This is a genomic window from Chitinophaga sp. CCNWYY40, assembly GCF_037483205.1.
GTDB lineage: Bacteria > Bacteroidota > Bacteroidia > Chitinophagales > Chitinophagaceae > Chitinophaga > Chitinophaga ginsengisegetis.
The window spans coordinates 620,897-632,792 of record NZ_JBBHLF010000006.1 but is presented as its reverse complement, the minus strand read 5'-3'; the positions used below and the strand labels follow the sequence as shown (position 1 = coordinate 632,792).

Genomic DNA, 11,896 nt, shown 5'->3' with positions numbered 1-11,896 from the left:
AGGTGCTGTGACGTTATTTTTCTCTTGCTCCGAATCTGTAAGAGATACCTCCCATAAACACCCTGCCGGGTTGGGCCGGCATCAGGTAGTCGGTATAATTACTGATGTTATCAATGGAAAATTTAACCATCAGTTTTTCTTTCAGCAGGGATTTTTGAATAGAGAGATATAATAATGTGTATCCCTTCACAAATATGTCGTAGTTGTCGATGTATCCGTTATTGTCGATATCCAGGAAGCCATATTTGCTGCGATAGCTGGCCCGGATAGAAGTTTGCAGTGCCCACGGCCGGAACGTGTAATATACCTGCATAGTGGCCATATGCCTGCTTCTGTTAGGCAGGCCGAAGTAATCGCCGGTAGTGGCAGAACGGATACCCTGATCGGAGCGCACTTTACCGTATGCTCCGGCACTATTGCGGATGCTATCTTCCACATCACGGCTTTTGGCCACCAGGTACTGATAGCCACCGGTTAGCTTTAGTCCTGGCAGGGGATTCAGTTCCAGCGATGCTTCTAAACCTGTTGTATAAGCTTTCCCCAGATTGAGATAGGAAAACAGTTGCTGACCGTTCCGCATAATACCTACCTGCTCTGTATTGATCAGGTGCCGGATGTTGTTGTAAAAGCCATTCACGGAAAGCGTATAGCCCTCTTTGATGGTGAATCTGCTGCCCAGGTTCCATGATACAGCTGTTTCCGCTTCCAGGGCTTTAACGGAAGCAGCGTTGCTCCATACTGATTGCACCAGCCCTGCTTTCTTCAGGTCTTCCACAGCGGTATGGAAAGTATTGGCACCTACCACGGTATAGCCTTGTGTGATGTTGGTGAACACCTGGTAAGACTGTGCATAGGTAGGCACTTTAAATCCTTGTCCGACCGAACCTTTTAACTGCCACCATCTGAATGGGGTATATTCCACGCCGGCAGTCGGATTCAGTTTGCCGCCATACAGGCTGTTACCGTCGTAGCGTAAGCCTGCTATCAGTCCGTATTTCCGGTTGGGAGTGAAGTTAGCCTGCATATAGCCGAAATAGTTCTGCTGATCGGGAGTGCCGGCCATTGTGCTGTTGCGCATATGCAGCAATTCTCCGCCCACACCGCCGGTCAGGTTCAGGCGGCCATCATGAAATAACCTGTTGCCTTGTATTTCCAGGCGTTGAATCTGTTGGGAGAATTTGTTTTCCTGTAATAACTTCCCGGTTTCTATTATCTGTACATCCTGGTCGGTGCCATAGTGAGTGAAATAATACCGGGTTAGTAAACGCGTGTATTCGTTCAGGTTAGTACGTAAAGATAACGCTGCGTTTATATCCGTTTCATCGAGTTGATCGCGGAAGGGTTGTGTGCCATAAGAACGCGTCATGGTTGAATTGCGGCTGGCGGCTCTTGCACTCAGCTGTAATGTATTGCGGGTATTTAATTGCAGGGAGGCACGGGTTTGACCACTGAAGCTGTGATACGGCGGGGCCGTTTGGCCATCTTTCAGATATTCGGTATTGACATTAAATCCATCTGTACGGTAGTAGTCGGCCGATAAGTGAACGGTTCCTTTTTTATGCGCAAAAGGAGTTTCCGCAAAGGCGCTGATATCAGCCGTATTATAAGTACCATACAAAGCCGACAGACTCGCCTCCGGCTTGTGTACATGCTGCCGGGTGATGATGTTGATCACCCCGCCCAATGCTTCACTGCCATAGAGGCTGCTGGAAGCGCCTTTAATAATTTCGATGCGTTCAATATGCTGTACACTGATACGGCTGATATCGAAGTTTTCGTTGAAGCGCCCGGAGAGAGGTAAGCCATTGAGCAGTACCAGTACATAAGCCGAGCTGAAGCCCTGCATCTGGATCCCAATGCTCCGGTTACCGGCTCCGAGATCGCTTACAACGGCCATTCCAGCCTGTTCACGTAGTACCTCATCCAGGCGTCTGCTGCCCATCCGCTGAATGGTTTTGGCATCTATGACGAGGGTGGGAGCTGCAATTTTCTTTATATCAATAAGATCATCCGTTTTTTTGTAGTAGTGGGCATGTACATCGATGCTGTTCAACTGCTGCACCTTTTGTAAGCCTGCCGTGTCGGCAACCGGGGCGGAAGCATAGGTATTTCCTGTCAGCAGCAGGAAAGCGGGAAAAATGAATCTGGTACACATGGGTTCTCTGGCGCATTTAAGATCAGGCAAGATGCAATATTCCATCAGCCATAGATGGAGAAAATATTACCAGTTGCGGAAGGCGCCCTTCCCGCGCAGCCATCTGCAAGGGAAAAAAAGTTACCATAAACGGAAAAGGTGAATTGTCAGATAGGGTATGACAAAGGATCTTCCCGTATTCGTAAAATAAGTTCCTCTTTGCGCAAATGCTTTGAATGACCAATGGTTTAATATTGCTTTGTTCTTGTATTCTGAAATTAATAACAGTCCCATTGTCTGCACCAGCCAATACCCATAACAAACTATTCAATCCCTGCCCGTTCAACATCCTCGGAGAGGAAACGCTCAGGCAACGGAAGCGTGCACTAAGTCAACACGGACATATCGGTACTATCCAGGAAATGTACAGCCCCGACGGTATTACCCTGGGTTACTACAGCCTGAAATCTGAAAAAGGCGGCAGTATAGTTTTCAGTAATCAACAGCCTTTTCTTCAATTGAGCTATACGCTCAGCGGCAGTAAAAGTTATCATGTAAACAGCGGCAAAACAATACTGGCCAGTATGGGGAAGCAGCAGTACAACTACCTGTTTTTCCCTGAACAGGAAATTCAACTCAGCTGGGAGCCGGAAGAGCCATTGGAAATTTTTGAACTGGGTGTAAGTCCTGAGCTATTACTTAACTTTCTGCCGGAAGAACATCCCTTGTTTGATGTTTTCCAGAAAAGTGTGAAAGACAATGCGCCGGTTCCGCTCAGTAAAAATAACTTTCCCTTACAGGCAAATATCAGCACCATACTTTTTGATATGCTGAATTGCCCGCTGGAAGGGCGTTATATGCAGTTGTTTATAAAAGCTAAAACCATTGAGCTGCTGGCCATACAGCTTACTCATTATGAGCAGATGGCAGGTATTTCTGCAAAGGACTCATCTCTCAGAAAGCTAAAAAAAGAAGATGTAGACAGAATGTACCTGGCCAGGGATATTATTACGAAAAACATTAACAGTCCATGTACCCTGATTGATCTTTCCCACCAGGTGGGAACCAATGATGCTTATCTTAAAAGTCATTTCAAACAGGTATTCGGCACTACCGTATATGGCTATCTGCAGAATATTAAAATGACACATGCGAGGGAATTGTTGGCGGAAGGAAAGAGTGTGTCAGAAGTGGCTTATCTCTCCGGGTACAAACATACCGCCCACTTTACCAGGGCTTTCAAAAAGCATTTCGGATTTTCTCCGGGTATAATGAAAAGGTAAGTCGCGCAGACTTACCTTTTCATTTTTTTATTGCCGGACTTACCTGGCAACCCAATATATCAGATACAGCCAGAAAAGGCCCTTCAGGAGGAAGAATATAAATCCCCAAAAGCCGAGGCGTTTCAGCCATTTAATCAGTTTTTGTTTTCTGGATGTTGTTTCCATTATTCACTGATTATCTGGTAGATTTTAAAATCGCTGCGCATTGGTGCGGGTTTTCCTTCCGCCTTTGCTTTTGCCAGGTCTTCAAAGCCGCGCCTGTGGCCGGCGATAAAGGCTTCTGATTTTGTCCAGTCTTTAAATGCCTGTTCATGCTCCCAATAGCTGACAATCAGGTAATCATCTTCCGGTTTGGCTGGCCGCAATACATGCATGTTGATAAAACCGGGCATGGTGTCAATGGCATGTGCCCTGGAGGAAAACAGTTGCTCAAATCTTTCGGCGTAATCGCTGTTACATTGTATGTAATTGATAGCCACAAAATGCTTGTTCATAGTCAGTTTATTTTTTGATACACCAAAAGTAATTGTGTCACGATTATGTCATGCGCCTATTCGGGAATATCACTTACCATATCCGGAAAATAAGTGCTGACGCGGTTTTTTCCTTTCGTGGTTGCTTTTTCTCCGGTCATGGTCAATGGTATTATTCACCTTTGCGTCATCAATTATTGTTATGCTGTTTAAGAATTTTTTTTGGAAGATGTCTGTGTCATTTGCTGCTGCGCTGCTGATGGCTTCCTGCTCCGGCAAAGACAATGATGCCCTGCAACCGGCAGATGCGGCTATTACTATACGTGACCTGCCTGCAGATACTGCAGCCTCTATGGGAGAAGGAGTAGACGGAAAAGAAAAGCGTCCTTTTTATACGATGACTTTTAGTTTCAAGAACCAGCAAACGCATGTGATACGTAATGCAGCAGATTCTGCCAGCTATTTGCAGAATGCCGACTGGGACATTGCTTTCTCAAAAGAGTATAACTCTTTTGTGGTGATTAATAATGGTAAGATAGCCGGTACGCCAGGTTATAAAGGCCCCGGAGTGGGCAACCTGGTAATTGTGGAACAGCCATTTGATAACGTTACCACAGCGCCGTCCGATGAAGTGTTTCAGAGCCAGGGACTGGCAGGTGTTGGTTGGGACAACGGCAATGGCCTGGGATGGTTTTTCTATTCACTTAATAATCATATATGCGTTCCAGTTAGAAACCGGACTTTCGTGCTGAAAACGGCGACCGGCAATTTTGCAAAACTGGAAATACTAAATATCTATAAAGGTAATCCACCGGTGGTAACAGATCTGTTCTGGCCGGCGCCTTACCTTACCTTCCGCTATTTCGTACAAACAGACGGTAGCCGGAATCTTAAAAACAGGTAATCATCTTCAGAAATTCCAATCATTATGATTTCGCACCCTTCATGGCGAACAGCTATTGCTATGCTATTATTTGCCTGCTCTATGGCAGCCTGCTCAAAGAGCGATAATAACGATACCGTTGATCCAGGCGGCGGCGATGCCGGCTCAGTAAAAACGGGCGTTTACCAGGTGGTAAACCTGGTGGCCGACACCAGTGCAACTTCCGGTGGCAATGCAGAATCACTTTATTACAGCCTGGAAGAAAACAAAGTGATCCCTGCATCATTGAAGCAAACCAATAAATGGGATATCGTTTTTTATGGTATCTACAACAGCAGTATTTATCCCAATAACGGCGCTGCTGCTGGCTCTCCGGGATATGGTGGCCCCGGTAACGCCAAACTTTATGTGATCACCGATCGTAAATTTGATGCGCAGTATTATGATACCATCAACTTCAAACCAAAGATACTGCCTATCGCCCGCGATCTCTGGACAACCGCATTCAAATCCGTTAAAACAGTACCTGTTACAGACGAACAAATGGTGGTGAGAGACGCCGGACTGGATCATTTCCAGAATAATTTCGACGGATGGGGATATTACGATTTCTATGGCAGCCTTTTCCCCGATAATCCCAAAAAAGCACACGTGGTGTATGCCATGCCAAGAGTGATCGTGGTAAAAACCACCAAAGGGCACTACGCCAAAGTGATCATCGAAAATATTTATAAAGATAATCCGCTGGATCCCAACAGGGACAATAAGCCCGGATATGTAACCTTCCGTTACGCCATCCAGATGGATGGTAGCAAAAACCTGGACATTCAATAATACAGAGATGAGGAAATTTTACTACACACTGCTGGCAGTATTTTTTATGCTGCCGGCCTGTACCAAAACAGACATAGTTCCATTCACACCGGAAACGGACAACCAGTTGCTGGAATACAAAATTGTGAATGTGCAGGGAAGTCCTATTTATGGTGCTATCAATCAGCAAGACAGCTCCATTACCGTTTATCTGCCATTTTACCTGCAGCTGATTACTTTGGAACCTGAGATGAAAGTAAGCGACGGCGCCACCGTTACACCGGTCTCCGGTACCATGATTGAAGACTTGCTGGATCTCTTCCACAAAGGACGTGAGATAAAATACAATGTGAAAGGGAAAGATGGAAAAGTGAAAACCTATACGCTGCACATCCAGGTACAACAACCGGACCTCATCCTGCAGGAAGTAAGCACGGATGCCGCCAATCCGAATACCTATTCCCTTAACATGAATCTTGATTTTGATTCTTTCTCCTTTGGACTGGATGGCGCCGGCTTTGCGGCCGACCTGGACATGATCAGGGTGATGCTGGTGGATGAACAGAACAAGGAATATGGCCCGCTCAACATCAGCACATTCAATACAACTGATCTGACACGTTTAGACTTCACCGTTATACGGTACAAGGAGCAGTCGGACCCGATCCTTGCTATGCTACCAGCAGAAGGGCTTTACAGGATCAGGGTGTATTCCTACGCAAAGGTGGCTACCACAAAAAATCCAATCCGTATTAATCTGCTCAACAAGAAATAATTAATCAACGACATGAACCGTATTACCAGACTTATATATTGGGGATTACTCACTGCCGGCATAGCGCTGATAACATCCTGCAAAAAGGAAACAGCATATGCTGATTCTCCCTATAATAAGATAGAAAACTTTGCTGTAACCACCAGCGGTACTGGCTTGATCAACGCGGCTATAAACGGGGACAGCATCCTGGTTTACTGGCCTGCCTATGCAGCACTTCCCGCAACGGTATCCCCGGTGATCCGTGTTTCGGATAATGCTACCATTACTCCTGCTTCCGGTACCCCGGTGAACCTGGTTACAGGCACAAAGTTTACTGTTAAATCGCAAAGCGGCGCCGTCAAAGATTATTTCCTGAAGCTGGTGCTTAATCAACCCGGTATTCAGTTTAATGAAAATAGTTCTTACACGGCACCGAAAGGCGGTACATTCTCCATCAGCACTAACAGGGATGTAAAATACCTGGTAGAAGATGTTGCCAGTACAAAAGCCTGGCTGGTGAATACAGCCGGTAAAGAAGAAGCATTGAATATAGTATTCCAGGTAAGAAATAATATTCACTATGTGGATGTCACTATTCCTGAAAATATCAGCTTCAGCGAAGGGGCGTATAAACTGAAGTTTACCAGCGGCCAGGTATCGGCTGTCACCGGTGAAGCATTGGTGGGAATCATCTATCCTGAAAGCAGGCGTCCTAAAGCCGCTCCTTTAACCACCTCCATTACTGTAAAACGAAGCGGCAACCTTACTTTCTCCGGAACCAGCTTTGTGGATATGAAAGATGCCAGGGTGTACGGCTATAAGGCCGACTGGTCCGAACGCGAGATCGGTACGTTTACGCTGGAAAGTTTTACGGAAACAACAGCCACTTACAAGGTACCGGCCGATTTCCCCAAAGGCACCTATGAATTGGGTGGCTTTGACGATAAAGGTATGGGGATACAACTTCGTACCAGCGATTTCTTCTCCTTCTGGAGCTGGATGAACACCCGGAAAAACTATGTGGAAGTAACCGGATCTGTGACGATCACGATTACCGATTAACTATAAACTTATTATAGCAGTATTCCTTTTTTAATCATTATTAATTTAAACCCTATCGTAATGACCAGATTAACCAGAAACCTTTCAAAATTATCATGGGTGTTGTTGGGAACAGGAGCCATGTTCCTCGCATCCTGCTCCAAAAACAATGATGTTGCCGCTCCCGGTCTGCAGTCAGTGAATGGCCGTGTACAGGCAGATGTTGTTGTTCCTGATGGCGGCAGCGTTGATATTACCAATAACAATGGCCAGGGTAAAGTGTACCGCACTGGTACTGTTTACCGCGTTGAAAATTTCAAGCAAATTTATTCAACCGATCCGGGTCAGCCGGCCAATGGCACTTTCTTCTGGCGTTTTTCAGATAACGATGCCGGAACTCCCGCCAGCTACAATATCAAATTCTCTGGCGTCGCTACAGGTGATATTACCGCCGGCGGCACAGACGAACTGCGTTTTGTAGACAAAGCATTTTCAAGTGTGGTAGCCGCCGACTGGACTACCGCTACCGTACCTGTTGCCAATACAATTGGTATGAATACCGTAGTAGGTACAGGTATACCTCCTGCAGTATCAGCGCTCGCCAACGGCAAGGGCTGGTATATTTACAACTGGAGTGCAGGACACACCGTTACGCCTGTTAGCGGTCGTACGTTGTTATTCAAATCCGGTACCACCGTGGTAGCATTTGAGATCATCTCTATCTACCAGAACCAGGTTACAGGTGGTACTTTCCCATATTATCATTTCCGTTACAAAACTTTATAATAGTCAATGGGAATTACTGCTGTAATGCTTCCTCGATAAAAAGAAAAGCGGCTGTGGAAACAGTCGCTTTTCTTTTTAGATTGTTATAAGTTTGGGTATGGAAAATTTATTGAGATATATCCATTCTCTTACCGGCTTCTCACCAGGTAACTGGCAGACGCTTGCGCCGGCATTAACAACAATCGTATTCTCCAAAGATGAATACCTTTTGCAGGCAGGGAAAGTATGTGATGCGTTGTTTTTCGTGAGCAGCGGCTACTGCAGGGCCTTCTACAACAAAGACGGGCAGGATATCAACACGGCCTTCTTTTTTGAAAATGACATCGCTACCAATATAAATAGTCTGGCTACTGGCGAAAAGTCGGATTTCTCCATCCAGGCATCGGAGCCGCTGACTGCTATCCGGTTTGACATAAAGAAGCTGCGCGAAGTATCCCTGCTGGACCCTGCCATAGAAGCGCTGGGCCGGAAATGTCTTCAGCAGATTGCCGCAAAGCAGGAAAAGCATGCGGCTATGTTTAAATTAATGAGTCCGCAGGAGCGGTACGAATTTCTTGAAGAGCATGACCCCGGTTTGTTGCAGCGGGTGTCGCTTACACAGCTATCTTCTTACCTCGGCGTGGCGAGGGAAACATTAAGCCGCATCCGCAGCAGGAGATAGGTACACTGTTTGTGACGATTGTCACAGGTTAAAATGGCTGGATCTGCGGACCTTTACGCCATCATTTTTAACTATTTAACAGCAGTGTATATGAATACAACAGAAACAGTATTGCGCTTTATCAATTCGTTAAATGAAGAAGATTTCACCACCGCGCGCGAATGTGTAACAGACGATCTTACGTTTACCGGCGTGCTGGGAACCCGTCATGGCGCTGATGCCTATTTCACCGATATGGAACGGATGAAACTGAAATACAACATCAGGAAGGTGTTTGCCGATGGCAACGACGTGTGCCTCTGGTACGACGTGATCATGGATAATAAACCCATATTAAGCTGCGGCTGGTACCAGCTGGAACAGGGACGTATCCGCTCGTTCCAGGTGGTGTTTGACCCACGGCCGCTGTTTGAGACGGCGAAATAGTTTCCCGGTAATAGCGTGGCAGTTCCACGCTATTACTTTATTTTTCCTCATTGCGTAAGTAATTTTCCCAATTGCGTAACCCCGCTATTCACGCTGACGGTAGTTTTGTTTCGCTTAAACACAACTACTACGATGAACCATTTTTACGTAATGAGAGATATGCTGAAAGGTACTGTCCGCCGGCATTTGAATCCAGTTCTATTGATACTTTGCCTGTTTGTACCCGTTATTGCGCAGGCGCAAAAACAGGGTCCGGGCGCAGTAACCGGGATTATCCTCAGCCAGGAAGGTAAACCTGCCGAGGCGGTTACGGTGGCGGTTCCTGCATTGAATAAAGGAACCACTACTGACACGGAAGGGCGTTTCCTGTTGTCAGATATTCCTGCAGGCAGCTACCTGCTCCGCGTTTCAGGCGTGGGTGTTAAACAGGAGGAACGGAAAGTAACGGTACGCAACGGAAGAACCACCGTGGCCGATTTTACCCTGGTACAAATTGCCGGCGAACTGTTAGAGGTGTCTGTAACAGAGAAGAAAAACCGTTATAAGGCAGATGTACCTTCTTCTTCGCTAAGGCTGAATGAACCTTTGAAAGAAATTCCACAGAATGTACAGATTATCACTTCCCGCGTAATGGCCGATCAGCAAATGCTGACAATGGCAGATGGTGTGAATAGACTGGTGAGCGGCGCCACCCGCGTAGAACACTGGGCGGATCTGTACACCCGTATCAATACCCGCGGGTCCCGTGCCAGCGCTTTTCGTAATGGCGTGAACGTTACCTCCAGCTGGGGCCCACTCAATGAAGATATGAGCATGGTAGACCATATTGAATTTGTAAAAGGCCCCGCCGGTTTTATGATGAGCAACGGCGAACCCAGCGGAATTTATAATGTGGTAACAAAAAAGCCTACCGGCGCGGGGTTTAATGGAGAAGCTTCCTTTACCCTCGGGAGCTTCGACCTTTACCGCGCCTCACTGGACCTGGACGGGAAACTGGAAAAAACCGGGAAGTTGCTTTATCGTTTGAATGTAATGGGGCAGAATAAAAACTCTTTCCGTCCTTATGAATACAACAACCGTTACGTGGTAGCGCCGGCTATCACCTATAAGATCAGCGATCAAACCACCCTTACCGCGGAATATACCTACCAGCATGTGAAGATGTCTGATCCGGGAAGCGCTTATTCCTTTGCGAAAGAAGGATATGGTGTGCTCCCGCGGGATTTTACCCTGGTAAGTGCCGGTCTTACCCCCACCAATATCGATGATCACAGCGTCTTTGTTAACTTACAGCACCAGATCAGCAATCAATGGAAACTTACTACGCAGCTGTCTTATTTTAACTATGCACAACGTGGCGCCAACGTATGGCCGGATGCGGTAAACCCCGATGGTACCATGATCCGGGGAATAGGCAGCTGGGATGCCAAAAGCGAATATAAATTCGGACAGGCATATGTAAATGGCGACGTACAAACCGGTAAAATACGCCACCGTATTCTCGGCGGACTGGATATGGGGATCAAAAATTTCATGGCCGATTTCGGTCAGTATTTCCTGCTCGATTCTGTGGGAGGAGAATTTGATTCACACCATCCCAATTATGGTCCGCCTAATAACGGGTATCCTGTTTGGGACTGGAGTACGCCACTGGAACAGCGTAATCCCAACATTAACGACCAGTCTTATACAGGATTGTATTTGCAGGACGAACTGGGCTTCCTGGAGAACAGGATCCGGTTAACGCTGGCAGGCCGCTATACCTATGTAAAGCAAAATGAAGGTGGCCCTTCCTATGATGCAAAGAAATTCACACCGCGCGTGGGATTGAGCGTTTCTATCGATAAACAGACATCCGCATATGCACTGTACGATCAGTCGTTTATTCCGCAAACCGGTTTCATGAGAGACAGCAGCAAGATCAAACCTAAAACAGGCAACAACCTGGAGGTTGGATTAAAAAGAGACTGGATGGATAGTAAGTGGAGTACCACTTTATCCGTTTATCGCATTATCCGGAAGGATGAATTAAGATCAGATCCTGATAATCAGCAGAACGAACAGTTCTCCGTGGTGCTGGGGCAAACCAAAACACAGGGAATAGAATTCGATATGAAAGGAGAATTGTTGCCGGGATTAAATCTCCTGGTCAATTACGCCTATACCGATTCCAAAATCGATGAAGCTACCAAAGCAATACCAGATCTGAAGGTAGGCGACCGTGTTCCGGGTTATGCAACGCATAACGTGAACGCCTGGCTGAGTTATAAGCTGGAACAGGGCGCGTTGAAAGGGCTCGGCTTTTCCGGAGGCTTCAGTTATATGAAGGACCGCGATACCTGGACCGCAACAAGCGCTGCTAATTTGATTGGTTTACCGGATTACTTCCGGCTGGACGGCAGTGTTTTCTGGGAGAAGGGTAAGATCCGGGTAACCGCCAATATTTATAATATACTTGATAAATATCTTTATTCCGGTACTTATGAAGACTGGGGAGGGTACTACTCCTGGCAAACAGAGGCCGGGCGTAATTTCAGGTTTAACGTGGCTTACCGCTTCTGATATCTCCCGAAGAAAAAATAAAAAACCGGTTTATCTCAAACCGGTTTTTTATTTTGCAGAAGAAGTGAACAATAAAA

Annotated in this window: 11 protein-coding genes; 9 read left to right on the top strand and 2 right to left on the bottom strand. The window is 46.4% G+C overall.

Features of this window, described 5'->3' with window-relative positions:
- Positions 1 to 13: 13 nt before the first annotated feature.
- Positions 14 to 2,155 (bottom strand): TonB-dependent receptor plug domain-containing protein, encoded by a 2,142-nt coding sequence (locus tag V7S65_RS25435; protein ID WP_336388253.1) that lies wholly within the window; start codon positions 2,153 to 2,155, stop codon positions 14 to 16.
- A gap of 272 nt (positions 2,156 to 2,427) precedes the next feature.
- Here V7S65_RS25435 and V7S65_RS25430 point away from each other — a divergent pair, with 272 nt between their 5' ends.
- Entirely contained in the window at positions 2,428 to 3,417 is a 990-nt protein-coding gene (locus V7S65_RS25430) for a helix-turn-helix transcriptional regulator (RefSeq protein ID WP_159454495.1), read from the top strand.
- 164 nt (positions 3,418 to 3,581) lie between these two features.
- On the opposite strand, the gene V7S65_RS25425 is transcribed toward V7S65_RS25430, so the two are convergent.
- On the bottom strand, positions 3,582 to 3,911 hold the full coding sequence (locus V7S65_RS25425) for an antibiotic biosynthesis monooxygenase family protein (RefSeq protein ID WP_336388252.1): 330 nt from the start codon (positions 3,909 to 3,911) through the stop codon (positions 3,582 to 3,584).
- Between the two features lie 208 nt (positions 3,912 to 4,119).
- Here V7S65_RS25425 and V7S65_RS25420 point away from each other — a divergent pair, with 208 nt between their 5' ends.
- The 8 genes from V7S65_RS25420 to V7S65_RS25385 all read left to right on the top strand — a co-directional run bounded on the left by V7S65_RS25420 (position 4,120) and on the right by V7S65_RS25385 (position 11,819).
- Positions 4,120 to 4,794 carry an HmuY family protein gene (locus V7S65_RS25420; protein WP_111579366.1) on the top strand — a complete coding sequence of 225 codons (675 nt, stop codon included), beginning with the start codon at positions 4,120 to 4,122 and terminating at the stop codon, positions 4,792 to 4,794.
- Positions 4,795 to 4,875: 81 nt separating this feature from the next.
- Entirely contained in the window at positions 4,876 to 5,607 is a 732-nt protein-coding gene (locus tag V7S65_RS25415; protein ID WP_336388251.1) for an HmuY family protein, read from the top strand.
- A 7-nt stretch (positions 5,608 to 5,614) separates the two neighbouring features.
- Positions 5,615 to 6,361: a hypothetical protein gene (locus V7S65_RS25410; RefSeq protein ID WP_336388250.1), complete on the top strand. Its 747-nt coding sequence runs from the start codon at positions 5,615 to 5,617 to the stop codon at positions 6,359 to 6,361.
- Positions 6,362 to 6,373: 12 nt separating this feature from the next.
- Complete coding sequence (locus tag V7S65_RS25405; RefSeq protein WP_336388249.1) at positions 6,374 to 7,405, top strand: hypothetical protein; 1,032 nt, start codon at positions 6,374 to 6,376, stop codon at positions 7,403 to 7,405.
- A 60-nt stretch (positions 7,406 to 7,465) separates the two neighbouring features.
- On the top strand, positions 7,466 to 8,170 hold the full coding sequence (locus tag V7S65_RS25400) for a hypothetical protein (RefSeq protein ID WP_079473436.1): 705 nt from the start codon (positions 7,466 to 7,468) through the stop codon (positions 8,168 to 8,170).
- 97 nt (positions 8,171 to 8,267) lie between these two features.
- On the top strand, positions 8,268 to 8,831 hold the full coding sequence (locus V7S65_RS25395; RefSeq protein ID WP_336388248.1) for a Crp/Fnr family transcriptional regulator: 564 nt from the start codon (positions 8,268 to 8,270) through the stop codon (positions 8,829 to 8,831).
- 90 nt (positions 8,832 to 8,921) lie between these two features.
- Positions 8,922 to 9,257, top strand: coding sequence for a nuclear transport factor 2 family protein (locus V7S65_RS25390; protein ID WP_336388247.1), 336 nt, complete (start codon positions 8,922 to 8,924; stop codon positions 9,255 to 9,257).
- 132 nt (positions 9,258 to 9,389) lie between these two features.
- Positions 9,390 to 11,819 (top strand): TonB-dependent siderophore receptor, encoded by a 2,430-nt coding sequence (locus tag V7S65_RS25385; protein WP_336388246.1) that lies wholly within the window; start codon positions 9,390 to 9,392, stop codon positions 11,817 to 11,819.
- Positions 11,820 to 11,896: the final 77 nt, after the last annotated feature.